Genomic DNA, 26,323 nt, shown 5'->3' with positions numbered 1-26,323 from the left:
GTGAGCCGACACACCCTCTCCGTGCTGGTCGAGGACAAGCCGGGCGTGCTGACCCGGGTGGCCGGACTGTTCGCGCGCCGCGCCTTCAACATCGACTCGCTCGCCGTGGGACCCACGGAGCTCGACGGCGTCTCCCGCATCACCGTGGTGGTGGACGCCGAGGGCGAGCTGCTCGAACAGGTCACCAAGCAGCTGAACAAGCTCATCAACGTGATCAAGATCGTCGAGCTCACCCCCGACTCGTCGGTGCAGCGGGACCACATCATGGTCAAGGTCCGCGCCGACGCCGCGACGCGTCTGCAGGTCACCCAAGCCGCGGACCTGTTCCGGGCCACCGTTGTCGACGTCTCCACCGAGTCGCTCGTCATCGAGGCCACCGGCGCCCCGGAGAAGCTCCGGGCGCTGCTGGACATCCTGGAGCCCTTCGGCGTCCGGGAGATCGTCCGGGCCGGTACGCTGGCCCTCGGACGTGGTCCCAAGTCGATGAGCGACCGCGCCCTGCGCCACTGACGCCCCCGGGCGGCGGTGGACGCGGGCGCCGGCCCACAGACACCCCAACCACCTCGCGGCGGTGCCCCCGCCGCGCCCACCCATGCTTCAAGGAGACAATCCCATGGCAGAGATCTTCTACGACGACGACGCCGACCTCTCGATCATCCAGGACCGCTCCGTGGCCGTCATCGGCTACGGCTCGCAGGGCCACGCCCACGCGCTGAACCTGCGCGACTCCGGCGTGGACGTGCGCATCGGCCTCGCCGAGGGCTCGCGCTCCCGGGCCAAGGCCGAGGCCGAGGGCCTGCGGGTGCTCACCGTCGCGGACGCCGTCAAGGAAGCCGACGTCATCATGATCCTGACGCCGGACCAGGTCCAGCGCCACGTCTACGCCGAGTCGATCGCCCCGAACCTGGAGCAGGGCGACGCCATCTTCTTCGCCCACGGGTTCAACATCCGCTACGGCTACATCGAGGCCCCCGCGGGCGTCGACGTCGTCATGGTCGCCCCGAAGGGCCCGGGCCACACCGTGCGCCGCGAGTTCGACGCCGGCCGCGCCGTGCCCGCCCTCGTGGCCGTGGAGAAGGACGCCTCCGGCAAGGCCCTCGAGCTGGGCCTGTCCTACGCCAAGGGCATCGGCGGCACCCGTGCGGGCGTCATCAAGACGACCTTCACCGAGGAGACCGAGTCCGACCTCTTCGGCGAGCAGGCGGTCCTGTGCGGCGGCATGTCCCACCTGGTCCAGTACGGCTTCGAGACCCTGACCGAGGCCGGCTACCAGCCCGAGATCGCCTACTTCGAGGTCCTGCACGAGCTCAAGCTCATCGTGGACCTCATGGTCGAGGGCGGCATCGCCAAGCAGCGCTGGTCCATCTCGGACACCGCCGAGTACGGCGACTACGTCTCCGGTCCCCGGGTGATCAGCCCCACGGTCAAGGAGAACATGAAGGCCGTGCTGGCCGACATCCAGGACGGCACCTTCGCCAAGCGCTTCATCGAGGACCAGGACAACGGGGGCGCCGAGTTCAAGAAGCTGCGCGAGAAGGAGGAGTCCCACCCGATCGAGGTCACCGGCCGGGAGCTGCGCAAGCTCTTCGCGTGGACCTCGCCGGACGCCGACTACGTCGAGGGCACCGCGGCCCGCTGATCCGCACCCGCCCCCACCGCCGCGCGCGGTGCGGGGGCACCGGCCGAGGGGCCGCGTCCGCACGTCATGCGCCGAGCATTCCGTGCGGACGCGGCCCCTCGCCGCGTCCGGCGTCCTACCCTGGGGGCGGAGCCGGTCGCCGCGATCCCGGGGGGTGGTCCGCATGACGAACATCGGAGCACGGGCACAGCAGCCCGGGCCGGGCCTGCGGGGGCGGGTCGCCCGGCACCAGCTGCCGGCCTTCTTCGTCCTGACGTACGCGTGGTCCTGGACGTGCTGGGCGCCCCTGCTGCTCGGGGCGGGCGGCACGCCGCTGCTCCTGCTCGGCGGCCTCGGCCCGTTCGTGGCGGCGTGGGCCCTCACGTGGCTGGCGGGGGAGCCGGTGCGGGACTGGGCCCGGGCGATCGTGCGGTGGCGGGTCCCGGCCCGCTGGTGGGCCCGGGCGCTGGGGCTGCCCGCGCTGCTGTACGCCGTCGTCAACGCCCTGCTCGCGGCGCTGGGCCGGGAGGTCGACTGGTCCCTGGCCCTCGAGCGGGCCCCCGCCTACCTGGCGACCTTCGTCTTCGTGGCGGTGCTCGGGGGCGGCCTGGAGGAACCCGGCTGGCGCGGCTTCGCGCTGCCCCGGCTGCAGGAGCGGCTGGGCCCGCTCAGGGCGACCGCGCTGCTCGGTCTGCTGTGGGGGGTGTGGCACGTCCCGCTCTACGGGCCGCTGGGCTTCGCGGTGCCGTTCGTCCTCGCGTTCCTCTACACGCCGCTGTACAACCGCACGGGCAGCGTGCTGCTGTGCGTGCTGCTGCACGCGAGCTTCACGCCGGCCCAGGACCACCTCGTCCTGCTGGCCGCGGAGCCGGTGCACACCGGGCTGCTGGACACCGTGGACCTCGTCCTGTTCGGCACCTACGCCGGGGCCGCGCTGCTCGTCGTGGCCCTCACCCGCGGGCGTCTGGGCGCGGGGCGCCCCCGGCGGTGAGCCGACCCGGCCGGGCCCCGAGCGCCGGCCGCCCCGGGCGCGCACGACCCCCGCGGTCGGTAGAGTGGAGGCCGTGACTTCCTCCCACCGCACCCCGTACTACATCACCACGGCCATCGCGTACCCCAACGGCACCCCGCACATCGGGCACGCCTACGAGGTCATCGCGACCGACGTCATGGCCCGGTTCAAGCGGCTGGACGGCTACGACGTCCGCTTCCTGACCGGCACCGACGAGCACGGCCAGAAGATGCAGCAGACCGCGGAGAAGGAGGGCCTCACGGCCCGCGAGCTCGCGGACCGCAACTCGGCGCGCTTCCGCGAGATGGACGACGCCCTGAACATCTCCTACGACCGCTTCATCCGCACCACGGACGCCGACCACTACGCGGCGTCGGCGGCCCTCTGGCGCCGGATGGAGGAGGCCGGGGACATCTACCTCGGCAAGTACGCCGGCTGGTACTCCGTGCGCGACGAGGCGTTCTACGGCGAGGACGAGACCGAGCTCCGCGCGGACGGCGTGCGGTGCTCGACGGGCACCGGCACGGAGGTCACCTGGACCGAGGAGGAGTCCTACTTCTTCCGCCTCTCCGCCTACCAGGACCGGCTGCTGGAGCTCTACGAGCGGGAGGGCTTCGTCCACCCCGAGACCCGGCGCAACGAGATCGCGTCCTTCGTGCGCTCGGGCCTGGAGGACCTCTCCATCTCCCGCACCACCTTCGACTGGGGCGTGCCCGTGCCCGGCAACCCGGACCACGTGATGTACGTGTGGGTGGACGCCCTCACCAACTACCTCACCGGCGTGGGCTTCCCGGACACCGCGTCCGAGACGTTCCAGCGGTACTGGCCCGCCGACGCCCACGTGATCGGCAAGGACATCGCCCGCTTCCACGCCGTGTACTGGCCGGCGTTCCTGATGTCCGCCGGCCTGCCCCTGCCCCGGCGCGTCTTCGCCCACGGCTTCCTGTTCAACCAGGGCGAGAAGATGTCCAAGTCCGTGGGCAACGTCATCGACCCGCACGCCCTCGTGGCCGAGTACGGCCTCGACCCGCTGCGCTTCTTCCTGCTGCGCGAGGTGCCGTTCGGCCAGGACGGCAGCTACTCGCACGACGGGATCAAGAACCGCATCAACTCCGACCTCGCCAACGACCTCGGCAACCTCGCCCAGCGCTCGCTGTCGATGGTCGCCAAGAACTGCGAGGGCCGGGTCCCCGCGCCGGGGGAGCTCACCCCCGAGGACCGGGCCATGCTCGCCGCCGCCGCCGGGCTCTGCGCGCCGGTGCGCGCCGAGTTCGACGAGCAGCAGTTCCACCGGGCGCTCGAGCGGATCTGGCGGGTGGTCGCCGAGGCCAACCGGTACTTCACCGCCATGGAGCCCTGGAAGCTGCGCAAGACCGACGCCGGGCGGATGGCCACCGTGCTGTGGGTGACGCTCGAGGTGGTGCGCGTGGTCGGCATCCTGGTCCAGCCGGTGGTGCCGGACGCCGCCGCCCGGCTGCTCGACGTGCTCGGCCAGGCCGAGGGCGACGCCCGCCTGTTCACCGCCCTGGACACGCCCCTCGTGGCCGGCACGGAGCTGCCCCCGCCCGCGCCGGTGTTCCCGCGCTACGAGGAGCCCGCCGCACTCCAGTCCTGAGCGGCACCCAGCTGTCCATCATGCGAGACGTCCGTCCACACCGTGGTCGGACGGGTCGGTCGGCTCCTATCCTGGGGCCATGAGCCAGCCGACGCCCGCAGCCACCCCCGCCCACCTGAAGATCGCCCTCGTCCCCGGTGACGGCATCGGCCCCGAGGTCGTGGCCGAGGCGGTGAAGGTCCTCGACGCGGTGACCGCCGCGGTCGGCGTCACGGTGGAGAGGACGGAGTTCGGCCTCGGCGCGCAGCACTGGCTGGACACGGGGGAGACCCTCACGGACCGGACGCTGGACGAGCTGCGGACCCACGACGCCATCCTGTTCGGCGCGGTCGGCGCCGCCCCCGGGGACCGGCGGGTCCCGTCCGGGATCATCGAGCGCGACGTGCTGCTGAAGATGCGCTTCAGCCTCGACCACTTCGTCAACCTCCGCCCGTCCAAGCTCTTCCCGGGCACCACCAGCCCGCTCTCCCACCCCGGGGACATCGACTTCGTGGTGGTGCGCGAGGGCACCGAGGGCCCGTACGCCGGCAACGGCGGGGTGCTGCGCGGCGGCACCGACGCCGAGATCGCCACCGAGGTCTCGCTCAACACCGCCTACGGCGTGCGCCGCCTCGTGCGCTACGCCTTCGAGCTCGCCGCCGGGCGGGAGCGCAAGCGGCTGACCCTCGTCCACAAGCACAACGTGCTCGTCAACGCGGGCCGTCTCTACGCGCGCCTCGTCGAGGAGATCGGCGCCGAGTTCCCCGACGTCGCCGTCGACTACCTGCACGTGGACGCGGCCACGATCTTCCTCACGACCGACCCGGCGCGCTTCGACGTCATCGTCACCGACAACCTCTTCGGGGACATCCTCACCGACCTCGCCGGCGCGGTGACGGGCGGCATCGGACTGGCCCCGGCCGGCAACATCAACGCGGACCGCACGGCGCCCTCGATGTTCGAGCCCGTGCACGGCTCCGCACCGGACATCGCGGGGCAGCAGAAGGCGAACCCCGTGGCGGCGATCCTCGCCACCGCCATGATGCTGGAGCACCTCGGCCACTCCGGGCCGGCGGCCCGGATCGAGGCCGCCGTGCAGCAGGACCTCGCGGCCCACGGCAACGAGTCCCGCACCACCACCCAGGTGGGCGACGGCGTGCTCGCCGCCCTCGCCTGAGCCGATCCGGCCGTGCTCCGGGGATAGGCTGGGGCACGGAACCAACAGCTGAGCCCCGCGTGCCGGTCGCCACGGGGTCGACCTCGCAGGGAGACGCAGTGACCACACAGCCCACCACCTTCGCCCACCACCTCAGCCAGGACCCGGTCCCGGAGGAGGTCCGGGCGGCCATCCTCGCCGAGCCGGGCTTCGGCACGAACTTCACGGACCACATGGTGAAGATCGACTGGTTCGGGGACGTCGAGAAGGGCACGGGCCGCTGGAGCGACCCGCGGGTCGAGCCGTACGGTCCGCTGGTGCTGGACCCCGCCGCGGCCGTGCTGCACTACGGCCAGGAGATCTTCGAGGGGCTCAAGGCCTACCGGCACGCGGACGGCTCCGTGTGGACGTTCCGGGCCGAGGCCAACGCCGCCCGGCTCAACCGGTCGGCCCGCCGGCTGGCGCTGCCGGAGCTGCCCGAGCAGCTGTTCCTGGACTCGCTGCGCGAGCTCGTGTCGGTGGACGAGCAGTGGGTGCCCGACGGGGACGGGGAGTCCCTGTACCTGCGCCCGTTCATGATCGCCACGGAGGCGTTCCTGGGCGTGCGCCCGTCCCGCCAGGTGCTGTACTCCGTGATCGCCTCCCCGGCCGGCAACTACTTCGGCGGCCCGGTGAAGCCCGTGGACATCTGGCTCTCCCGCGAATGGGCCCGGGCCGGCCGCGGCGGCACGGGAGCGGCCAAGTGCGGCGGCAACTACGCCGCCTCCCTGATCGCCCAGATGGAGGGCGACGCCCACGGGTGCCAGCAGGTGATGTTCCTGGACCGAGACCGCGGCGACGCCGTCGAGGAGCTGGGCGGCATGAACGTGTTCTTCGTCTACGACGACGGCCGCCTGGTGACCCCCGAGCTCACCGGCACGATCCTCGAGGGCGTCACCCGCCGCTCGATCATCCAGCTCGCGAAGGACCGCGGGATGACCGTCGAGGAGCGCCGCTTCACCCTCGACGAGTGGCGCGAGGGCTGGCAGGCCGGGACCATCACCGAGGCGTTCGCGTGCGGGACCGCCGCCGTCATCACCCCCATCGGCCGGCTCGTCTCCACCGAGGAGACCATCGGCGACGAGGGCGCCCGGCCCGGCGAGGTCACCATGGACATCCGTCGGCAGCTCCTGGAGATCCAGACGGGCCGCGCGGAGGACCCGCACGGCTGGCTGACCCGCCTGGTCTGAGCCCCGCGCGGCCCCGGTGGCGCCACCGGGGCCGCGCGGCCGCCCGCGGACCGTGGGATAGCCTGGTCCCATGCGAATTGCCAGGTTCACGGTCGACAGCGAGATCCACTTCGGCGCGGTGCAGGGCGCCGCCGGCGAGGAGACGGTCACCGTCCTCGCGGGCGACCCCTTCTACACCGGGATCAACCCCACCCAGCAGCGCCACGACATCGCCGACGTCCGCCTCCTCGCCCCCGTGATCCCGCGCTCCAAGATCGTGTGCGTCGGCCGCAACTACGCCGACCACGCCGCGGAGCTGGGCAACGAGCTGCCCACCTCGCCGATGCTGTTCTTCAAGCCCAACACGTCCGTCGCCGGTCCCGGCGACCCCGTGACCCTGCCCGCGTGGACCGAGCAGGTCTCCTACGAGGCCGAGCTCGCCGTCGTCATCGGGCGGATGTGCAAGGACGTCCCCGTGGAGCGCGTGCCCGAGGTGGTCTTCGGCTACACCGCCGCCAACGACCTCACCGGCCGCGACGTGCAGAAGACCGACGGGCAGTGGGCGCGCGCCAAGGGCTTCGACGGGGCCTGCCCGCTCGGGCCCTGGATCGAGACGGACCTCGACACCTCCGCCCTCGCCGTGCGCAGCCGCGTCAACGGCGAGACCAAGCAGGACGGCAACACCCGGGACATGGTCTTCGACGTCCCGTTCCTCGTCTCCTACGTCTCCCAGGCGTTCACGCTCCTGCCCGGCGACGTCATCCTCACGGGCACGCCCGCCGGCGTCGGTATCGTCGACGAGGGCGACCGGATCGAGGTGGAGGTCGAGGGCATCGGCGTCCTGCCGACCGTCCTGCGCCGCTGACCCGCACCGCCGGCCGGCGCCGGTCCGCACCGCCGACCCGTGCGGGCACCGCGGCGCCCCGCACCACCGCACGACCCCGCCCAGACCCCGACCGATCCACGAAAGAGCCATGACCGACACGCCCGCCACCCCGGCCACCGCCTCGACCACCTCCTCGCCCGTGCGCGTGCGCTTCTGCCCGTCCCCGACGGGCACCCCGCACGTGGGGCTGATCCGCACCGCGCTGTTCAACTGGGCCCACGCCCGCCACACCGGCGGCACCATGGTCTTCCGCGTCGAGGACACCGACACCCTGCGCGACTCGGAGGAGAGCTACCAGCAGCTGCTCGAGGCGCTCGCGTGGCTGGGGATCGACTGGGACGAGGGCGTCGAGACCGGCGGTCCGCACGCCCCGTACCGGCAGTCGCAGCGCCTGGACGTCTACCGCGACGTGGCCGCCCGGCTCCGGGAGCACGGGGCGGTCTACGAGGCGTACTCCACCCCGGAGGAGGTCGAGGCCCGGCACCGGGCGGCCGGCCGCGACCCCAAGCTCGGCTACGACAACTTCGACCGCGACCTCACCGAGGAGCAGATCGCGGCGTACCGGGCGGAGGGCCGGGAGCCCGTGCTGCGGCTGCGGATGCCGGACGAGGACATCGTGGTCCACGACATGATCCGCGGCGAGATCGTCTTCCGGGCCGGCTCCATCCCGGACTACGTGGTGGTGCGCGCCAACGGCCAGCCGCTGTACACGCTGACCAACCCCGTGGACGACGCCCTCATGGAGATCACCCACGTGCTGCGCGGCGAGGACCTGCTCTCCTCGACACCGCGCCAGATCGCGCTGTTCCGCGTCCTGGTCGAGATCGGCTTCGCGAAGTACGTGCCCGAGTACGGCCACCTGCCCTACGTCATGGGCGAGGGCAACAAGAAGCTGTCCAAGCGCGACCCCGAGTCCAGCCTCTTCCACCTCAGGGACAGCGGCTTCGTCCCCGAGGGCCTGCTCAACTACCTGGCCCTGCTGGGCTGGTCCCTGTCCGCGGACGAGGACGTCTTCACCGTGGAGCAGCTCGTGGAGCACTTCGACGTCCACGACGTCCTGGCGAACCCCGCGCGCTTCGACCTCAAGAAGGCCACCGCGATCAACGGCACCCACGTCCGCAGGCTCGCCCCCGAGGACTTCCGCGACCGGCTCGTCCCCTACCTGCAGGCCGGCGGCGTGCTGGGGGACACCCTGGACGAGCGCCAGCGGGACATCCTCGACCGGGCCGCCCCGCTGGTCCAGGAGCGGATGAACCTGCTCGGCGAGGCCCCCGAGCTGCTGTCCTTCCTCTTCGCCGCCGACGACGAGATCGAGGTCGCCGACGACGCCCGCAAGCAGCTCAAGGACTCCGCCGGGGACGTCCTGCGGGCCGCGCTCGCCGCCCTGGAGCCGCTCGAGGACTGGAGCGCCGCCGCCCTCGAGACCGCGCTCCGCGAGGCCATCGTGGACGGGCTGGGCATCAAGCCGCGACTGGCCTTCGGCCCCGTCCGCACCGCCGTCTCGGGCCGGCGGATCTCGCCGCCCCTGTTCGAGTCCCTCGAGATCCTCGGCAAGGACTCCTCCCTGACCCGCCTGCGCGCCCTCGCCGCCCAGCTCGGCTGAGCGCCCTCCCCGCCGACGACGACGGCCCGGCCCGCCCTCCGCGGAAGGCGGGCCGGGCCGTCGTCGTCGTGGACGTCATCTGCACACACCCGGGCGCTCCGGCGTAGCCTGGGACACGGGGGCGATCAGCATGGACCGGACGGACGACCAGATCGAGGCGATGCGCGCGGGACGCCCGCGGCACCGCAATCCCGTGCAGCGGGACACCATCACGTGGTTGCGCACCGGCGCGGAGACCGGGGGCGAGCACGCCCTGCTGCACGTCGAGGTGGAGGCCGGGGGAGAGGTGCTCGCCCACTACCACCGCCAGTTCGGGATGCGCGTGCGGGTCCTCGAGGGCGTGCTGCGGGTCCAGGTCGGCCACGTCGTGCGGGACCTCGGGGCGGGCGGCGAGGTCGAGGTGCCCCCGGAGCACCTGTTCCGCTGGAAGAACCCGAGTGGGTCGCCGGCCCGCTTCGTGGTCGAGGTGCGGCCCGCCCACGAGGGCTTCGAGAAGGGCCTGGTGGCCCTGTACGGGCTCGCCCGGGACGGGCGCACCCGCCGGGACGGCCGGCCGCGGAGCCTGCTCCGCACGGCGCTGCTCATCCAGTGGACCGACATCAACCTCCCGGGGCTCTACCGCTGGCTGGGGCCGGTCGTCCGGGCGCTGGCGGGCATCGCCCGCCGCCGGGGGATCGACGGGGAGCTCGAGGACCGCTACTGCCGTTGAGCCCGATTTGCCGCCCCGCCGGAAGGCCGGTATAGTTCTTTTGCGTTGCGCCGGTCGCCGCGGGAAACCGCCGGACCGGGGACGACAGTGGGATATGGTGTAATTGGCAACACTACGGTTTCTGGTACCGTCATTCTAGGTTCGAGTCCTGGTATCCCAGCGCTGCTCCATCGGATCAGTACGGCCCCATCGTATAGCGGCCTAGTACGCCGCCCTCTCACGGCGGTAACGCGGGTTCGAATCCCGCTGGGGTCACCACCGCAGAACACCCCCGGACCACACGGTCCGGGGGTGTTCTCGTGTCCGGGGTGCGCTGCGCTGCCGGAACAGGGCCGGCGTCCGGAACAGGGCCCGGGACCTGGTACAGTGTACGAGGCCGGTCGCGGGAAACCGCGGACCGGATCGGTGCGGCCCCATCGTATAGCGGCCTAGTACGCCGCCCTCTCACGGCGGTAACGCGGGTTCGAATCCCGCTGGGGTCACCACGGAAGACGTCCCCCGGACCACACGGTCCGGGGGACGTCGTCGTTCCAGCCCAGCGCCCGGGGAGTGCCGGCAGGTGAGGCCGCGCCGAACTCGGCGCCGAGCACTAAGCACCCTTACGTTGTGGTGGTCGGACTGCTACCGTGGCAGGACCGTCGCCGCCGACGTCCGGATCGGCGGCCATGAGCCGAGGAGCAGACGTGAACGACATCTCCCAGCACGACGACCTCCCGCTGCCCGACTACGACCACCTCCCCGTGGGCGTGCTCGGCTCGAAGATCTCGGGCCTCGACGAGCGCGGGGTGCAGCAGCTGCTGGACTACGAACGGGCGCATGCCGACCGGCTGCCCGTGGTGCAGGTCCTGGAGCGACGGATCGAGGCGCTGCGGCAGGGGGCCGAGCCCAGCGGCGCGGTGCCCGAGGCCGCGCCGGAGGTGTCCGGGACCAGCGGCGGTTCGCCCGTCTCGCCGGAGACCGCCGGGCCTCCGATCAACCCACCGTCCCAGGGCACGCCCTTCAACCCGGCCCAGCCCCGCTGACCCTGCGCGGGTCCGGCACGGGCTGGGCGCACGGCGGGGGAGAGGAGCGCACCGTGAACGAGAGCTACGACGTGGTCGTCGTCGGTGGGGGGCCCGCGGGCCTCGCCGGGGCGCTGTGCCTGGCCCGCGCCCGGCGCACGGTCCTCGTGGTGGACGCCGGGGCCCCGCGCAACGACCCCGCGGAGCACGTGCACAACTACCTCGGCCGCGACGGCGACGCCCCGGGCGCGCTGCTCGCGGACGGGCGTGCCGAGGTCACCGGCTACGGAGCGGACGTCGTCGACGGCACAGTGGTCTCCGCCCGTCCCGCCGGGGACGACGGCCACGGCGTCCGGTTCCTGCTGGCGCTCGAGGACGGCCGGTCGGTGCGGGCGCGCCGCGTGCTGATCACCACCGGACTGACCGACGAGCTGCCGGACGTCCCGGGCGTGGCGCAGCGGTGGGGCCGCGACGTCGTCCACTGCCCCTACTGCCACGGCTGGGAGTGGCGGGACGAGCCGCTGGCGGTGCTGGGCACCGGCCCCCTGGGCGCGCAGCAGGCGCAGCTGTTCCGGCAGTGGAGCCGCGACATCACCTTCGTGCAGCACACCGCCCCGGCGCCGGACGACGAGGAGCGCGAGCACCTGGCGGCCCTCGGCATCGCGTGCGTGGCGGGCGAGGTGCGGCGCGTGGAGGTGTCGGGGGACCGGATCACCGGTCTGCGGCTGGTCGCCGGCGAGCTCGTGCCGTGCCGGGCCGTGGTCGTGGTGCCGCGCTTCACGGTCCGCTCCGCCCTCATCGACTCCCTCGGCCTGCGCACGGCCCAGGTGGCGGAGAAGGGCCATGCCGTCGGCACGTACGTGCCCTCGGCGCCCACAGGCGGCACGGACGTGCCGGGGGTCTACGTGGCGGGCAACGTCACGGACCTCCACGCCCAGGTCCTCGCCGCGGCGGCGGCCGGGCTCACGACCGCCACGGCCGTCAACGCCGACCTGCAGGCCGAGGACCTCGGCCGGGCGCTCGCCGAACGCGACCGCGCCTGACGTCACGGGTCCGGCCGGCCGGGGGCGGATCCACGAGGAGCAGGAGCGGACGCGCGCGACCTGCCACGCCCTCGCCGGCCGGGCCGCCGTCCGCCGCCGTCACCGACACGCCGGACGCGGCCGGCCCCGCCGGCCCGGGCACTGCCCGGGCCGGCGGGGCCGGGCACCGGATCAGGCCAGCGAGGCGTCCAGGGTGATGTCCACGGACAGGGCCTGGGAGACCGGGCAGCCGGCCTTGGCCTCCTCGGCGATGCGCGCGAAGTCCTCCGCGGAGATGTTCTCCACCTGCGCCACCACGGTCAGCTCGACCCCCTTGATGCCCTCGCCCGCCACGAAGGTCACCTCGGCCGAGGAGTCCAGCCGGGTGGGCGGGGTCTCGTTCTGGGCGAGCATGTTGGAGAACGCCATGGCGTAGCAGGTGGCGTGCGCGGAGGCCAGGAGCTCCTCGGGGCTCGTCTTGGCGCCGGCGCCGCTCTCCGCGCGGGTGTCCCAGTCCACGTCGAAGGGGCCCAGGCCCGAGCCGGTCAGGCTGGTGGTGCCCGAGCCGTTGAAGAGATCGCCGGTCCAGACGGTGCTGGCCTTGCTGATGACGGGTTTCGGCATGGTTCCTCCTGAGGTCCACGGCAGGCGGGCGCTCCGACTGCCGGCGCCGGGCGGCGCTGCTGTCACGCTAACGGATCCGTGCGGCCCGCGAGCGGCCGGGGCCGTGTTTCAGCCGTCGGCGCGTGTCCGGCCGGCGGAGGCACGTGCTACCCCAGGGGCCTCCTGGGGGTCTCCGAGCCGCGGGGCGTCCCCCGATCCGCGACGGCACGGGTGGTCGCGTGCGCGGCCGCGGACACGAGCCGTTCCAGCGGACCCCGTCCGAAGGCGTGCCGCCAGGCGAGCGCCACGAGCGCCGAGACGAGGAGGCAGGCGGCGAACCAGAGCAGCGGGCTGCTGTAGTGGACCTCGGTGGCCAGCAGGACCAGCTGTCCCGTGTACAGGGACAGGGTCATGGCCCCCATGGCCGTGAGCGGCAGCAGCCACTTGCCGAACTCGCGGCCGGCGAGCAGGAAGGCGCCGAGCACGGCCGTGCTCACTCCGAGGCTCCAGGCCACCGAGAGGAGCGTGTTGGTGTGCGGGGCGGAGAGCGCCTGCCACCACAGCGAGGACGTCGGCAGGGGCCCGTCGGCGCCGAAGACGACGAGGTGGTCCAGGTCCGCCCGGGTGAGGGAGACGATGCTGTAGAGCAGGACGTTGTAGCCGTCCATGCCGTAGAGGAGCACCCAGGAGACGAGCTTGGCGAGGGCCGCGAGGCCGAGTCCCGCGGCCAGGAGGCGGCTCTGCAGACGCAGGCTCTTGAGGTTGAGGCGGCCGAGGGCGAGCCCGGCGAGCAGGTACGCCATGTACGTCACGGCCGGGTACGTGCCGGTCAGCGTCAGCTGCCAGAAGAGCGCGACCGGTTCGGTGACGAGGTGGGCGAACGTCGGGTTGGCGGCGCTGTGCTCGGGCACCACGTCGCCCAGCCAGTGGATCAGGAGGGGCCCGAGGAGCAGGAACGCGCCCGAGCACAGGAGCAGGGTCCGTGCCCGCAGCCCCAGGAAGGGCAGCGCGAGCAGGAAGAAGAGCCCGTAGTGGACCAGGATGCCGACGGCCGGCGGGTCCGCCGGCATCAGGTACCCGACGGTCAGCCCGATCACCATGATCAGCAGCGCGCGCACCGCGATCCCCGCGCGGGCGGCGGTCAGGTCCCGGCCCCTGCGGGGTCTGCGCGCTCCGGTGGAGAAGGCGAGGCCGACCCCGGCGAGCAGCGCGAACAGCGCCGCGGAGTCCCCGGCGAACAGCAGCCAGGACAGCGTCGGCCGGTCGTTGTCGGGATAGGACTGCGGCAGGAAGTGGACCGCCGTCAGCCCCACGAGAGCCAGTCCCCGGGCGGCGTCCACGGCGACCAGGCGCCCGGCCGACCGGCGGGGGTCGAGCCCGCCGGTGGCCTCCGCGGCCCGGTCTCTCGTGGGGTGGTCGTTCATGGGTCCCGCCGTCCTGTTCCTCATCCCCGGCCCCACGGTGGGTCGCGCTCAGGATGTCGTGTGCACTGCCGCCAATCTTCGCATCCAGGCCGTCGGTCGCGGCAACGTTGCGCCGGAAGGCTCAGGAGGCCTCGCGCAGCGCCGGCCCCGGCGGCGGCGTGGAGGGCCTGCTGGTTCGCGCGGGTCAGGGGACCGGTCACGCTGACCCGGACGAACCGGCCGTCGGGGTCCGCCTCGACGAGGACGGAGAGCTTGCGGTGCACGGGGCCGGCTCCTTCACGGGCCGGCGACCCTCCCACGGGGCGCGGTCCGCGCCCCTCAGGGGCCGCTCCGGCCGTCCTCGCCCCGGTCGGCGGAGGCGGCCCGGGAGGGCCGCAGGGGCTGGAGCGCCGCGAGCTCGGCGGGGGTCGCGGTCCGGAACGGCGGGGCCTCCGGGCACTGCGGCGCCCGCCGCCCCTGCCCACGGGTGGCCCGCAGACTCGTGCCGACCGACACGACCAGGACGGCCGTGATCACCGCGAGGGAGACCCCCGTGGGGATGTCGACCACGTCGACCTTGAGCGCCATCTTCACCCCCACCCACACCAGGACCAGGGCCAGCCCGGCGCGCAGGTGCACGAAACGGTGCATCAGGTCCGCGAGCAGGAAGTACATGGCCCGCAGCCCCAGCACGGCGAAGGCGTTGGCGGTGAAGACGATGTAGACCTCGTCGGTGACCGCGAAGACGGCCGGGATCGAGTCGACGGCGAAGACCACGTCGGTGGCCTCGACCAGCACCAGCACCGCCAGCAGCGGCGTGGCCCGCAGCGCCCCGCCGACGCGCACCACGAGCCGCTGCCCGTAGAAGACCTCGGTCATCGGCACGCAGCGGCGGAAGACCCGCAGCACCGCCGACCGATCCGGGTCAAGACGCGCCTCCCGCTGCCGGAGCATCCGCCACCCGGTGCAGAGCAGGAACGCGGCGAAGAGGTAGAGCACTCCCTCGAAGGCGTGGATCAGCGCCGCGCCCGCGGCGATGAAGGCGCCGCGCAGCACCAGCGCCCCGAAGACGCCCAGGAACAGCACCTGGTGCTGGTAGGCGCGGGGGACGGCGAAGTACGTGAGCAGGACCGCCCAGATGAACACGTTGTCCACGGAGAGCGACTTCTCGATCAGGTACCCGGCGAAGTACTGCTGGCCGGCCTGCGACCCGAAGACGGCCCAGACCACCACCCCGAAGCCCGTCCCGCAGGCCACCCACACCGCCGTCCACACCGCGGCCTCGCGCAGCCCGATCGCGTGCGGGCGCCGGTGGGCGAGCAGGTCCACGGCCAGCAGGACCACGATGCCGCCGATCACCGCGGCCCACCCCCAGAACGGGACGTCCATCGCCACCAGCCACCCTCCGGTTCCCGACCGGAGGTCTCTCCCGGCCCGTTCCGGGCCCGCGCGCCGGATCCTGCGGGGGACCGTCGTGACGACGCTGCGCGGGGGGATACTCCCCTCCTGGCCCCTCCAGCGAACCCCGCCCCGCCCTCCGCGTCAAGAGGCGTGGCGAGCCCCCGCAGCGGCGCTGCGCGGGTCCCCGGTGCTACGCTCCGCAGTGAGCCGGGGGATCCGCCCGGCGACGACGGCGGGGCCTCCCGCCCCGCCCGTCCGCACCGCTCCAGCCCCTTCCGGATGGTGGTGATCACCGTTTTCCCGCACCCGTCCCCCGCAGCGACCACCGGCCCCACTCGCACCTTCGGCGTGGAGGAGGAGCTGCTCCTCGTGGACGCCGTGACGCTGGAGCCCGCCCCCGTCGGCCCGGCCGCCGTGGACGCGCACGCCGCCGGCGTCCGCTCCTCCCCGGCGACGGCACCGGCGCACCAGGTCACCACCGAGCTGCAGCAGGAGCAGATCGAGGTCGCGAGTCCTCCGCTGACCGGTCTCGCGGAGCAGATCGCCGCAATCCGTCAGGGGCGCCGCCTGGCAGACGCCGCCGCCCGCGCGGTGGGTGCCCGCGCCGTCGCCCTCGCCTCACCGGTCACGGCGGGTGCCCCGCACCTCGTGCCCGCACCGCGCTTCCGGTGGCTCCAGGAGCGCTTCGGGCTGGTGGCCGCCGAGCAGCTGACCTGCGGCCTCCACGTCCACGTGGGCGTCGGCAACCGCGAGGAGGGCGTGGCCGTGCTGGACCGCATCCGGGTGTGGCTGCCCGCCCTGCTCGCCCTGAGCGGCAACTCCCCGTTCTGGTACGGCCGGGAGAGCGGCTTCAGCAGCTACCGCTACCAGGCCTGGGTCCGCTGGCCCACCTCCGGCCCCACGGAGGTCTTCGGCTCGGTCGAGGAGCACGACCGGCAGCGCGAGGCCCTGCTGCGCTCCGGGGTGCCCCTCGACCTCGGCATGATCTACTTCGACGCCCGGCTCTCGGCCCGCTACCCCACCGTGGAGATCCGGATCACCGACATGTGCCTGGACGCGGAGCACGCCGGGGTGCTGGCCGCCCTCGGCCGGGCGCTGGTCGAGACGGCCGCCCGCCAGTGGCGGGCGGGCCTCCCCGCGCCGCCGGTGAGCGCGGCGCAGCTGCGGACCTGGTCCTGGCAGGCCAGCAGGGACGGCGTCGAGGGGCCGTTGATCAGCCCGGCCTCCGGCGCGCCCGCCCCGGCCGCGGACGTCGTGGCGGAGCTGCTCGCCGTCGTGCGCCCCGTGCTCGCCGAGTGGGACGAGGCCGCGCAGGTGGAGTCCGTGGTGGCCGGCGTCCTGCGGGACGGCTCCGGCGCCCGGCGGCAGCTGGCGGCCCACGCCGCGCGGCGGGACCCGCTCGACGTCGTGCGCCTGGCGCTCGAGGCGACCCACCGGTGAGGGCGCGGGGGCACCCGGGGCTCGAGCGGCGGCGCGTCGTCGCCGGCACCCACGCGGTCGACGTGCGGGGGACCTTCGACCGCGCGCGGCCCCCGGTGGTCCTCGTGCACGGCATCGGCATGTCGGGCCGGTACTTCCTGCGGCTCGCTGACGCGCTCGCGGCCACGCACGACGTCTACGCCGTCGACCTGCCGGGCTACGGGTCCTCACCGCGCCCCGCCCGGCCCCTGTCGGTGCCCGAGCTCGGCCGCGTGGTTGCGGGGGCCGTCGAGGCGCTGGGGCTGCGGGCTCCCGTGGTCGTGGGGCACTCCATGGGCTGCCAGGTCGTCGTGGACGCCGTCAGGGACCACCCCGGGCTGTGCGCCGGCTACGTGCTGGTGGGACCGACCGTCGACCCCACCGCGCGCAGTCTGCTCGGCCAGGGGTGGCGGCTGCTGCGGGACACCCTGCGCGAGCCCCTGCGCACCAACGCCGTGGTCGTCCGCGACTACCTCCGGATGGGCCCGCTCCGCTATCTGCGCACGACCCGGCACATGCTCCGCGACCGGATCGAGGAGGACATCCGGGGCTGCACGCCCCCCGGGCTGGTGGTGCGCGGGTCCCGGGACCCCATCGCCCGGCGGGACTGGTCCCGCCGGCTGGCCCGGGCGGCCCCCGACGCCCGCTTCCTGGAGATCCCCGGGGCCCCGCACAACGTCCAGCACACCGACCCCCGGGAGCTCGCCGCCGCGTGCGCGCCCTTCCTCGCCGCCTGCCGTCCCGGGAGCCCGGTGTGATCCCGCGGCTGGGCGCGGCGGCCGCGAATCTCGCGGCCTGGGCCCGCGACTACGCCTACGCGGTCCGGTGGCAGGCCGCGGGCGTCCTCGGCCGGTGGGAGCCCGCCCACTACCGGGGCCCGGGAGAGCCGGGGCGGACTCCGGTCGTGCTGATCCCCGGGATCTACGAGTCGTGGACGTTCATGCTCCCGGTGGCCGGGCTGCTGCGGGAGCACGGCCACGACGTCCACGTGGTGGAGGACCTGAGGTTCAACACCGGGACCATCGAGGACATGGCGGCGCTGGTCGACGAGCACATCCGCCGGGAGGGGATCGAGCGCTGCGTGCTGGTGGCGCACAGCAAGGGCGGGCTGATCGGCAAGCACCTCCTGGCCCACCACAACGAGAGCACCGTGATCCAGGGGCTCGTGGCCGTCAACACCCCCTTCGCGGGCTCCGAGCTCGCCCGGCTCCTGCCCCTCCCGACGATCCGGGTGTTCCTGCCCCACTCCCCGGAGCTCACCGCGCTGACCACCCGCCGGGAGGTCAACCGGCACATCGTCTCCGTCTACGGCCTGTTCGACCCCCACATCCCGGGCGGCAGCCACCTGGAAGGGGCGCGCAACGTCCAGCTCGGCACGCGCGGTCACTTCCTGCCACTCAGCGACCCGCGCGTGCACGAGGCGATCCTCGAGGGGATCGGCACGTTCACCCGCTGACCCCGCCTGCGCCCGGTGGGCCCGGCGGCCGCCGACCCGTCCCGACCGGACCGCCCCGGCGTCGGAGGCGACTGCTACTCTTCGGCCACCGAGCGCGCCCCGGACGGCGCGCCGCCGGAGACAGCAACGACGGACGACGCCGGAGGGACGGTGGGACCGTGGGCGAACTGGGACTGACCCCCTTCCAGGGCTGGGAGGTGATGTCCTGGGCCCTGCTGGCCGCCGCCGCCGTGTGGACCGTGGCCCGGGGCGTCCGGTGGCTCGTGGGACGCTACGGGCAGAACACCCGCTGGGGCCGCAGGTCGCGCACCCGGCTCGGCCTGCGGCGGGCCCGTGACGGCCTGCTGGAGCGCCACGCCGCCGGAGAGCTCACCGAGGACGAGTACCGGGAGCGGCTGCGGCTGCTCGAGCAGGAGGGCCGCTCCGGCTCGTGAGCGCTGCGGCTGGTGGTCGCCCCGGCGGACGGGCGGGGCTGACGAACGGCAAGCAGGCTGACAGACTGGGGGCGTCCGTGTTCCGCCGCACCGGCGGGACGAGACCCGGCGACGACAAGGAGACTCCCATGTCCGACAAGCCCAACCCCATCGAGCTGCAGAAGCACCTCAGCGGCCTGGACTACCCGGTCGGCAAGGACGCGATCGTGCGGAAGGCGCAGGACTCCGGTGCGGACGACTCCGTCCTCGACGCACTCCGGAACCTCCCCGACCGGCAGTACGAGAAGCCCACGCACGTGACCGAGGCGGTCTTCGGCGAGTAGGCCGTCCGGCCCGCCACCGCGAGCGGCCCCTGTGGCCGGCGCCCGGGCCCCGGGCTCACTCGCCCGGGCCGGTGCCCTCCCTGCGTCCGGAAGGGCGGTCGTGGCCGCGGACGTCCTCCAGCGCCGATCCGTCGCCGTGCGCGTCGGCGGTGATGACGCTCAGCGTGCCGTTCGTCTCGAGCACGACCGCCCTGACCCGGGAGAGGTCCCCGGTGCCCTGCATGCGCACCGCCTGACGGATCTCCGACTCCGTGAGCCGGTTGCGGCGCAGCGCCTCGCCCCGGATCCGGCCGTCGGCCAGCAGCAGGACGGGGTCCGAGGTGAAGAAGCGCCGGGCCCTCGGACGGCGCGCCGAGACGAGGGCCACGAGCATCTGGAGAGCCGCGAGCAGGGCCAGGGCGGTGGCGCCCTCGGCCCAGGAGACGTCCGTGCTGAGGAAGATGGTGGCGAGGGTCGAGCCGAGGGCGACCGTGACCACGAAGTCGAAGACGTTGAGCTGGGCGAGGGTGCGCTTGCCGGACAGGCGCAGGATCGCCACCATCGTGGTGTAGGAGGCGGCTCCGACGAGCAGGATCCGGAGGATGTCGGCCCAGGAGTCAAACCACACGGCGGGCCTCCCGGTCCGTGATGAGGGGTCCGGGACAGGGGTGCTGCGGGCTCATGCGGGGGTCTCCTCCTCCTGTTTGCGCTCCGGCTCCCGGTGCTGGAGCCACGCGCTCAGCGGTGCGGTGGACAGCCCGTGGACGAGCACGGACAGGGTGACGGCCAGGGTGGTGTGGACGAAGATCTCGTGGTTGCCGGTGTGCCGTTCGGCCAGCGTCGCGTAGAACAGGGCGGAGACGCCGATGGGTCCGAACCAGCTCAGGACGAGCGTCTCGGCGCGGTCGTGCACGCCCCGCAGCAGCGGCCGGAGCGCCCACAGGGCGACGAAGCGGCGCAGCAGTAGCGCCGCGCCGAGGACCAGGGGAGCACCCCAGCCCAGTTCCGCCCACTCACCGACCGGCAGCGCCAGGCCGAGCAGGATGAACACCGGCAGCAGGAACAGCCGGGCCACGGCGTCCTGGACCTTGTCCTCCTGCGCCTCGTCCCGCTGGGGGATCACCTGCCCGAAGACCGCGACGCCCACGAAGACGGCCAGCAGGGCGTCGGTGCCCAGCAGCTTGCCGGTCCCGAGCAGCACGAGTGCCAGCGGCACCACGAAGGCCAGGTAGGAGCTCTCCTCCATGAGCCCGTGCCGGCGGACGACGACGAACAGCCTGCCCAGCAGGAAGCCCACCAGCGCCCCGAACACCGCCGCGCCGAGCACCTCCCACAGCAGGACGGTGGTCAGCAGCTCGTGCCACGCCCGGTCCGGCTCGGTCAGCAGCAGCACCGGGAGGAGGACGAAGAGGTAGGCCAGTCCGTCGTTGAGCCCGCTCTCGGCCGAGAGATTGTGCCGGACCCGCTCGGGAATCCGCTCCTCGGCCAGGGAACCCGTGACGATCGGGGTGGTGACCACGGGGTCGGTCGGGGTGATGATCGCGCCCAGCAGCAGCGCCACCAGGAACGGCACACCCAGCGCCGCCCACAGCACGCCGGTGGCCACGACGAGCATCAGGGCCATGCCCAGCCCGATGACCACGGCGATCCAGCGGGCGTCGCTGCGCCAGTAGCCGTGCGGCAGGCGCAGGGCGACCCCGGCCAGGCCCACCGCCAGGGTGATCCGCGCCGCCTGCTCCAGCAGCGTTCCCGGGGGCAGGCCGAAGTCCTCGATCCGCACGAGGTCCAGCGCGTAGGGGCCGATCAGCGCGCCGGAGGCGAGGGCGAGCACCGGGCCGGGAAGACCGGCCCGCTGCAGCAGCGTCGAGAACGCCGAGATCAGCAGGACGACGCCCGCGAACAGTGCCAGTACGAGGTTGATGTCCATGGGCGTCCTTCCGTCGCATCGGGCTCACGGCGCCGCCCGGGGCGCCGCGTGCTCCTACCGTAACCCTGCTGATGGTCGCACGGCCAAGGGCGGTGCCGAGAGGGAGCCGCCGGGTAGGGTCGCAGGGGAAGGACACCGGCGGACGGGAACGGAGCGACGACGTGGACGTGCTGCTGACGCTGCTGGGGACCACGGTGATCGTGCTCGGCCTGCGGGACATGTACCACAGCCTGCTGCACCCCAGCGGCACGGGCGCCATCGGCGGGAGGGTGCAGGCCGCCGTCTGGTGGGTCTCCCGGCGCACCGGGCACCGCTTCGGCTCGGCCGTGGGCCCGGGCTCGATGATCACGGTGGTGCTCCTGTGGGTGCTCCTGCAGGGCCTCGGCTGGGCCCTGATCTACCTGCCGCACGTCCCCGAGGGCTTCACGTACTCGCCGGGGGTGGACCCCGCCGCCTACCCGGATCTCCTCGAGGCGTTCTACCTCTCGTTCGTCACCCTGGCGACGCTCGGGTTCGGGGACGTCGTGGCCACCGGCCCCTGGCTCCGGCTCGCCACCCCGCTCGAGGCGCTGACCGGGTTCGCCCTGCTCACGGCGGCACTGACGTGGTTCACGCAGATCTATCCGCCGCTGTCCCGCCGCCGGGCCCTCGCGCTCGAGCTGACGTCCCTCGCCGAGGTGGACTACGCGGACGGCATCGCGGAGGAGGACCCGGTCACGGCGGCCCGGGTGCTGGACGGCCTGGCCGCGGAGGTGGCCAAGGCGCGGATCGACTTCACCCAGCACGGCGAGACGTACTACTTCCAGGAGGAGGACCCGGACCTCTCCCTGGCCCGGCAGCTGGCCTATGCCCTCGAGCTGCGCGACCGGGCCGCCGCGTCCTCCGCGCCGCGGGTGCGCACCGGCGCCCGGCGGCTGGGGCTGGCCCTCGAGCAGCTCGCGCACCAGCTGCGGGAGAACTCCGGGTGCGCAGGGGAGACGCCCGCGGACGTCTTCGCCGCCTACGCCGAGGACCACGGGCGGGACCTGCGCCGCTGAGCCGGCGGTCCCCGCGGAACATTCCCCGGGGAACAATCCCCGGGGACCACCGGTTGCGCGGAGCATGAAGGCATTGACGTACGCCCGCTACGGCGGTCCTGAAGTCCTCGAGCTCACCGACCTCCCCGAGCCCAAGGTCCCCCCGGGCTGGGTGCTCCTGAAGGTGCGCAGCGCCGCGATCAACCCCGTGGACTGGAAGATCATGGCCGGCGGCCTCGATCCGCTGATGGAGGTCCAGTTCCCGGTGGTGCCCGGCTGGGACGTGTCCGGGGTCGTGGAGGCCGTCGGCATCGACGTCCCGGAGTGGACCCCGGGCGACGAGGTGATCTCCTACGCCCGCACGGACTGGGTGCACGGCGGGACGATGGCCGAGTACGTCGCCCTGCCCGCACGCCTGCTCGCGCCGAAGCCGGCCTCCGTGGACTGGGACCGGGCGGCCGCGCTGCCGCTGGCCGGGCTCACGGCCTACCAGGTCCTCGGCCGCCTGGAGGTGGCCGCGGGAGACACCGTGCTCGTGCACAACGCCTCCGGGGGCGTGGGCGGCTACGCCGTCCAGCTCGCCGCGGCCCGGGGCGCCCGCGTGATCGGCACGGCGTCGGAGGCCAACCACGAGTACCTGCGCGGTCTCGGCGCGGAGCCCGTGGCCTACGGGGACGGGCTGTCCGAGCGGGTCCGGGAGCTGGCTCCGGACGGCGTGGACGTCGTGGTCGACCTCGTGGGCGGGGTCGTGGAGCAGACGCTCGCCGTCCTGAAGGACGGGGGGCGGCACGCCTCCGTGGCCGACGACGCGGTCGAGGCCCACGGCGGGACATGGATGTGGGTGCGTCCCTCCGCCGAGGACCTCACCGAGCTGGGCCGGCTGGTGGACCGGGGCGCGCTGCGGATCGAGCTCGCCCGCAGCGTGCCCCTGGCCGAGGGCGTGGAGGCCTACCGGCTCAGCCAGGAGGGCCACGTCCGCGGCAAGATCGCCGTCCGGATGGCGTGAGCCCCCGGCGACCCGCGCCGCGTAGGTGCACAGCAGGCTGACTGGCACAATGTCCCTGTGACCGACCAGACAGAGATCCTGAGCGCCCTCGAGGACGCGCGGGCGCTGCTCGCGGCGTCGACCCTCCCGCTGTCCACGACCGACGTGCTGCGCGAGCGCGAGGACATCGACCGTGCCGTCGCCCAGCTCGACGACTACGTGCTGCCCCGGGTGCGCTCCCTCGACGCGCCGCTGCTCGCGGTGGTCGGCGGCTCCACGGGCGCCGGCAAGTCGACCCTGGTCAACGCGGTCGTGGGGCACCCCGTGACCCGGTCCGGGGCCATCCGCCCGACCACCCGGCAGCCCATCCTGATCCACCACCCGCGCGACGCCGAGGCGTTCTCGACCCAGCGGGTGCTCCCGCACCTGAGCCGGATCCACGCGCGGAAGGTCATCCCCGCCGGCTCGACCGCCGCGGACACCGCCTCCCCGTCCGCGCTGCCCGGCACCGCGGACGGCCAGGCCCTCGTGCTGCTCGCCGAGCCGCGGATCCCCGAGGGCGTCGCCCTGCTCGACGCCCCGGACGTCGACTCGATCTCCGACGAGAACCGCCGGCTCGCGGGGCAGCTGCTGGCCGCCGCCGACCTGTGGCTGTTCGTGACCACCGCGAACCGCTATGCCGACGCCGTGCCGTGGCGGCTGCTCGTCGAGGCCGCCCAGCGGGACATCACGGTGGCCGTGGTCCTCGACCGGGTCCCGCACGGGCTCGAGGCCGAGATCGAGGACGACCTCCGGCGGATGCTCGCCGAGCAGGGCCTCGGGGACGCCCCGGTGTTCACCGTCCCGGAGTCACCGCTCAACGAGATGGGCATGCTCCCGCCCCACGTCGTCGCCCCCGTGGTGGACTTCCTGGCCGAACTGGGGCACAACGCCGCCTCCCGCTCGGAGATCGCCCGCCGGACCCTCGGCGGCGCGGTCCGCTCCATCGCCGAGCGCACCGGCGCGGCCGGGACGGCGGTGCTCTCCCAGCACCGCGTCGAGGCGCAGCTGCGCCACGACGTGGACCGCGCCTTCGACGAGGCGCTCGCCGCCGTCATCGAGTCGACCCGGGACGGCACCCTGCTGCGCGGCGAGGTCCTCGCCCGCTGGCAGGACTTCGTGGGCACCGGCGAGTTCTTCCGCAACCTCGAGGCCGGGATCGGCCGGATGCGGGACCGGCTCACCGCCTTCTTCAGCGGGAGGCCGGCACCCGAGGTCCAGGTCGAGGAGGCCATCGAGACCGGTCTGCAGACCGTGATCGTGGAGGAGGCCGCGCGCGCCTCCGAGACCGCGGAGCGCCGCTGGCTGGACGAGCCCGCGGGCCGGGTCCTGCTCGGCGGGTCCGACCTCGGCTCGCTGCCCCCGGACTTCCGCGAGCGCACGGCCGAGCAGGTGCGCGCCTGGCAGGGCGACCTCATGGAGCTGATCCAGCGCGAGGGCGCGGACAAGCGGACCAGGGCGCGGGCCATGTCGCTGGGCGTGAACGCGCTCACCGTGATCCTCATGATCGGCGTGTTCTCCATGACGGGCGGGCTCACCGGGCTGGAGGTCGGCATCGCCGGCGGCTCCGGCGTGGTGGGCACCAAGCTGCTCGAGGCGGTCTTCGGGGAGGACGCCGTGCGGCGGATGGCCGAGGACGCCCGCAAGAACCTCGAGTCCCGGATCCACACGGTCATGGACCAGCAGGCGTCCGTGTTCCTGCGGCGCCTCGACGTCCTGGACGGGCACCCGGAGGCCGACGAGCTCGTGGCCGTGGCCGAGCGCATCCGCGCCGCGGGGCGGACGCTGGGGGAGAGCGCATGAGCCCCGCCCGGCAGGCGGCGCCGACCCTCTCCGAACGGCTCACCGCGCTCGCGCGCGCCACGGAGCTGGCCTCCGGCCGGCTCGACGACGAGGCCGTGGCGGCGTCCCGCACCGTCCTGGACCGCGCCGCCGAGCGGCGCTCCCTGTCCGCCGACCACACCGTGGTGGGCTTCTTCGGGGCGACCGGGTCCGGGAAGTCCACCCTGTTCAACGCGGTGGTGGGACGGGACATCGCCCGGGCCGCCGCCCGCCGCCCCACCACCGCCGAGCCGCTGGCCGCCGTCTGGGGGGAGCCGGGCAGCGAGGCCCTGCTGGACTGGCTCGGTGTCACCCAGCGCCACCACGTCGACACGCCCCTGCCCACCGGGCACGCGGACGCCGGCCGGTGGACGCGCGTCAAGGAGCGGATCACGGGCGCGCCCGCCGCGGAGGCGCCCGGCGGTCTGATCCTGCTCGACCTGCCGGACTTCGACTCCGTGAGCCTGCACCACCGCACCATCGTGCAGCGTCTCGTCGGCATGGTCGACGTCGTGGTGTGGGTCGTGGACCCGCAGAAGTACGCCGACGCGGTCATCCACCAGGAGTTCATCGCGCCGCTGGCCCGGCACGGGGCCGTGACCATGGTGGTGATGAACCAGGTGGACCGGCTGCCGGCCGCCGAGGTCCCCGCCGTGATGGCCTCCCTCGAGGAGCTCGTGGCCCAGGACGGGCTGCCCACCACGGGGCTGTCGAAGCCGGTGGCCGTCTCCGCGGTGACGGGGGAGGGCGTCGAGGCCCTCCGCGCGCGGATCCGCCAGGTGGCCGACACCAGGGCGGCGGCCGGCGCCCGGCTCGACGCCGACGTGGACGACGCCGCCGCGCTGCTCGCCGAGGCCTCCGGGGACGGGGAGCCTGCCGGGATCACCGAGCCGGCGCAGGAGCGGCTCACCGACGGGCTGGCGCAGGCCGCCAACGTGCCCGGGATCGCCCGGGCCGCCGGGAGGTCCTACGCCCTGCACGCGGCGGGGCACACGGGGTGGATCCCCACCCGGTGGCTGCTGAGGTTCCGCAAGGACCCGATGCGGCGGCTGAACCTCGACCGGGGCGGGACCGTGAACCCCGAGGTCAACCGCACGTCCCTGCCGCCCATGGGCGCCGCCCAGCGGGCTGCGGCCGACTCCGCGGTGCGCACCTTCGCCCACGACGCCGCGGACGGGGCCGCCGAACCGTGGACCCGGTCGGTCCGGCAGGCCGCGCGCACCCACGAGCAGAGGCTGCCGGACGCGATCGACCAGGCGGTCGCCCGCACCGACTTCCGGGCCGGGCGGAACTCCTGGTGGTGGCTCGTCCTCGACGTCGTCCAGTGGCTCGCGATGCTCGCGGTGGTCGCGGGTCTGCTGTGGCTCCTGGGCCTGTTCCCGCTCGAGTGGTTCCAGATCCCCGTCCCGCCGCCCCCGTACGTCGAGGGCTTCCCGTTGCCCGTGCCCACGCTGCTCGTCCTCGCCGGGGTGGTGCTCGGGATCTTCACGGCCCTGACCGGCCGGATCCTCGCCGGCTTCGGCGCCCGTATGCGGGAGCGCTCGGTGCGGCGCCGGCTGCGCGAGTCGGTGGCCGAGGCCGCCCGGCGCACCGTCGTCGACCCCGTGCGGGCGGAGCTCGAGGCCTTCGCCGCCTTCCGGAGGGCGCTGGCCGTCCTGCGCGGCTGAGC

25 protein-coding genes and 3 tRNA genes are annotated in these 26,323 nt (G+C 73.8%); 23 read left to right on the top strand and 5 right to left on the bottom strand.

Annotated features, from left to right (window positions below):
- The 14 genes from ilvN to RF644_RS12875 all read left to right on the top strand — a co-directional run bounded on the left by ilvN (position 1) and on the right by RF644_RS12875 (position 11,830).
- Positions 1–510 (top strand): acetolactate synthase small subunit, encoded by a 510-nt coding sequence (gene ilvN / locus RF644_RS12940; protein WP_017833218.1) that lies wholly within the window; start codon positions 1–3, stop codon positions 508–510.
- A 103-nt stretch (positions 511–613) separates the two neighbouring features.
- The gene (gene ilvC, locus RF644_RS12935) at positions 614–1,639 is read left to right on the top strand and encodes a ketol-acid reductoisomerase (protein WP_368796803.1); all 1,026 of its coding nucleotides are present in this window, start codon (positions 614–616) and stop codon (positions 1,637–1,639) included.
- Between the two features lie 163 nt (positions 1,640–1,802).
- Positions 1,803–2,609: a CPBP family intramembrane glutamic endopeptidase gene (locus RF644_RS12930; RefSeq protein WP_368796802.1), complete on the top strand. Its 807-nt coding sequence runs from the start codon at positions 1,803–1,805 to the stop codon at positions 2,607–2,609.
- Between the two features lie 73 nt (positions 2,610–2,682).
- Positions 2,683–4,245, top strand: a complete 1,563-nt coding sequence (gene metG, locus RF644_RS12925; protein WP_368796800.1) for a methionine--tRNA ligase — start codon at positions 2,683–2,685, stop codon at positions 4,243–4,245.
- 79 nt (positions 4,246–4,324) lie between these two features.
- Positions 4,325–5,401 carry a 3-isopropylmalate dehydrogenase gene (locus tag RF644_RS12920; protein WP_368796799.1) on the top strand — a complete coding sequence of 359 codons (1,077 nt, stop codon included), beginning with the start codon at positions 4,325–4,327 and terminating at the stop codon, positions 5,399–5,401.
- 98 nt (positions 5,402–5,499) lie between these two features.
- A complete protein-coding gene (locus RF644_RS12915; protein ID WP_368796798.1) occupies positions 5,500–6,609 on the top strand; it encodes a branched-chain amino acid aminotransferase in 1,110 nt (369 codons plus the stop codon).
- A gap of 70 nt (positions 6,610–6,679) precedes the next feature.
- The gene (locus RF644_RS12910) at positions 6,680–7,453 is read left to right on the top strand and encodes a fumarylacetoacetate hydrolase family protein (protein ID WP_035928896.1); all 774 of its coding nucleotides are present in this window, start codon (positions 6,680–6,682) and stop codon (positions 7,451–7,453) included.
- A 109-nt stretch (positions 7,454–7,562) separates the two neighbouring features.
- Complete coding sequence (gene gltX, locus RF644_RS12905) at positions 7,563–9,077, top strand: glutamate--tRNA ligase (protein ID WP_095651664.1); 1,515 nt, start codon at positions 7,563–7,565, stop codon at positions 9,075–9,077.
- Between the two features lie 130 nt (positions 9,078–9,207).
- Positions 9,208–9,786 (top strand): cupin domain-containing protein, encoded by a 579-nt coding sequence (locus tag RF644_RS12900; RefSeq protein ID WP_368796797.1) that lies wholly within the window; start codon positions 9,208–9,210, stop codon positions 9,784–9,786.
- Between the two features lie 88 nt (positions 9,787–9,874).
- A tRNA-Gln gene (locus RF644_RS12895) sits at positions 9,875–9,946 on the top strand.
- A gap of 22 nt (positions 9,947–9,968) precedes the next feature.
- Positions 9,969–10,044 (top strand) — tRNA-Glu (locus RF644_RS12890).
- A 151-nt stretch (positions 10,045–10,195) separates the two neighbouring features.
- A tRNA-Glu gene (locus RF644_RS12885) sits at positions 10,196–10,271 on the top strand.
- 198 nt (positions 10,272–10,469) lie between these two features.
- Positions 10,470–10,808 carry a hypothetical protein gene (locus RF644_RS12880; RefSeq protein WP_368796795.1) on the top strand — a complete coding sequence of 113 codons (339 nt, stop codon included), beginning with the start codon at positions 10,470–10,472 and terminating at the stop codon, positions 10,806–10,808.
- Between the two features lie 53 nt (positions 10,809–10,861).
- Entirely contained in the window at positions 10,862–11,830 is a 969-nt protein-coding gene (locus tag RF644_RS12875) for an NAD(P)/FAD-dependent oxidoreductase (protein WP_368796794.1), read from the top strand.
- A 171-nt stretch (positions 11,831–12,001) separates the two neighbouring features.
- On the opposite strand, the gene RF644_RS12870 is transcribed toward RF644_RS12875, so the two are convergent.
- The 3 genes from RF644_RS12870 to RF644_RS12860 all read right to left on the bottom strand — a co-directional run bounded on the left by RF644_RS12870 (position 12,002) and on the right by RF644_RS12860 (position 15,204).
- Positions 12,002–12,433, bottom strand: coding sequence for an OsmC family peroxiredoxin (locus tag RF644_RS12870; RefSeq protein WP_017833207.1), 432 nt, complete (start codon positions 12,431–12,433; stop codon positions 12,002–12,004).
- Between the two features lie 146 nt (positions 12,434–12,579).
- Positions 12,580–13,836: a heparan-alpha-glucosaminide N-acetyltransferase domain-containing protein gene (locus RF644_RS12865; protein WP_368796793.1), complete on the bottom strand. Its 1,257-nt coding sequence runs from the start codon at positions 13,834–13,836 to the stop codon at positions 12,580–12,582.
- Between the two features lie 318 nt (positions 13,837–14,154).
- A complete protein-coding gene (locus tag RF644_RS12860) occupies positions 14,155–15,204 on the bottom strand; it encodes a TerC family protein (protein WP_368796871.1) in 1,050 nt (349 codons plus the stop codon).
- Positions 15,205–15,501: 297 nt separating this feature from the next.
- Here RF644_RS12860 and RF644_RS12855 point away from each other — a divergent pair, with 297 nt between their 5' ends.
- The 5 genes from RF644_RS12855 (at position 15,502) to RF644_RS12835 (ending at position 18,887) form a co-directional block, all read left to right on the top strand.
- Positions 15,502–16,656, top strand: a complete 1,155-nt coding sequence (locus RF644_RS12855; protein ID WP_368796792.1) for a glutamate--cysteine ligase — start codon at positions 15,502–15,504, stop codon at positions 16,654–16,656.
- Positions 16,653–17,432 (top strand): alpha/beta fold hydrolase, encoded by a 780-nt coding sequence (locus RF644_RS12850; protein ID WP_368796791.1) that lies wholly within the window; start codon positions 16,653–16,655, stop codon positions 17,430–17,432. The genes RF644_RS12855 and RF644_RS12850 overlap by 4 nt, the downstream gene beginning before the upstream one ends.
- Positions 17,429–18,130, top strand: coding sequence for an esterase/lipase family protein (locus RF644_RS12845; protein ID WP_368796790.1), 702 nt, complete (start codon positions 17,429–17,431; stop codon positions 18,128–18,130). The genes RF644_RS12850 and RF644_RS12845 overlap by 4 nt, the downstream gene beginning before the upstream one ends.
- A 158-nt stretch (positions 18,131–18,288) precedes the next feature.
- Positions 18,289–18,564, top strand: coding sequence for a hypothetical protein (locus tag RF644_RS12840; protein WP_017833203.1), 276 nt, complete (start codon positions 18,289–18,291; stop codon positions 18,562–18,564).
- 128 nt (positions 18,565–18,692) lie between these two features.
- Positions 18,693–18,887 (top strand): DUF2795 domain-containing protein, encoded by a 195-nt coding sequence (locus RF644_RS12835; RefSeq protein ID WP_368796789.1) that lies wholly within the window; start codon positions 18,693–18,695, stop codon positions 18,885–18,887.
- Positions 18,888–18,942: 55 nt separating this feature from the next.
- Here the strand turns inward: RF644_RS12835 and RF644_RS12830 are convergent, their stop codons facing one another.
- Both RF644_RS12830 and RF644_RS12825 read right to left on the bottom strand, forming a co-directional pair.
- Positions 18,943–19,494 carry a DUF421 domain-containing protein gene (locus RF644_RS12830; RefSeq protein WP_368796788.1) on the bottom strand — a complete coding sequence of 184 codons (552 nt, stop codon included), beginning with the start codon at positions 19,492–19,494 and terminating at the stop codon, positions 18,943–18,945.
- Between the two features lie 51 nt (positions 19,495–19,545).
- Positions 19,546–20,793 carry a cation:proton antiporter gene (locus RF644_RS12825; RefSeq protein WP_368796787.1) on the bottom strand — a complete coding sequence of 416 codons (1,248 nt, stop codon included), beginning with the start codon at positions 20,791–20,793 and terminating at the stop codon, positions 19,546–19,548.
- Positions 20,794–20,954: 161 nt separating this feature from the next.
- Between RF644_RS12825 and RF644_RS12820 the strand changes: the two genes are divergently transcribed.
- From RF644_RS12820 to RF644_RS12805, 4 genes are all read left to right on the top strand, one after another.
- Positions 20,955–21,830 (top strand): potassium channel family protein, encoded by an 876-nt coding sequence (locus RF644_RS12820; RefSeq protein WP_368796786.1) that lies wholly within the window; start codon positions 20,955–20,957, stop codon positions 21,828–21,830.
- A gap of 64 nt (positions 21,831–21,894) precedes the next feature.
- A complete protein-coding gene (locus tag RF644_RS12815) occupies positions 21,895–22,815 on the top strand; it encodes an NADP-dependent oxidoreductase (RefSeq protein ID WP_368796785.1) in 921 nt (306 codons plus the stop codon).
- A 57-nt stretch (positions 22,816–22,872) separates the two neighbouring features.
- Positions 22,873–24,636, top strand: a complete 1,764-nt coding sequence (locus RF644_RS12810; RefSeq protein ID WP_368796784.1) for a dynamin family protein — start codon at positions 22,873–22,875, stop codon at positions 24,634–24,636.
- Complete coding sequence (locus tag RF644_RS12805; RefSeq protein WP_368796783.1) at positions 24,633–26,321, top strand: dynamin family protein; 1,689 nt, start codon at positions 24,633–24,635, stop codon at positions 26,319–26,321. The genes RF644_RS12810 and RF644_RS12805 overlap by 4 nt, the downstream gene beginning before the upstream one ends.
- The last annotated feature ends 2 nt before the right edge of the window (positions 26,322–26,323 follow it).

The organism is Kocuria sp. CPCC 205258 (assembly GCF_040981005.1).
In the GTDB taxonomy this organism is placed as follows: domain Bacteria; phylum Actinomycetota; class Actinomycetes; order Actinomycetales; family Micrococcaceae; genus Kocuria; species Kocuria rosea.
This window is presented reverse-complemented; position numbering and strand designations above follow the sequence as displayed.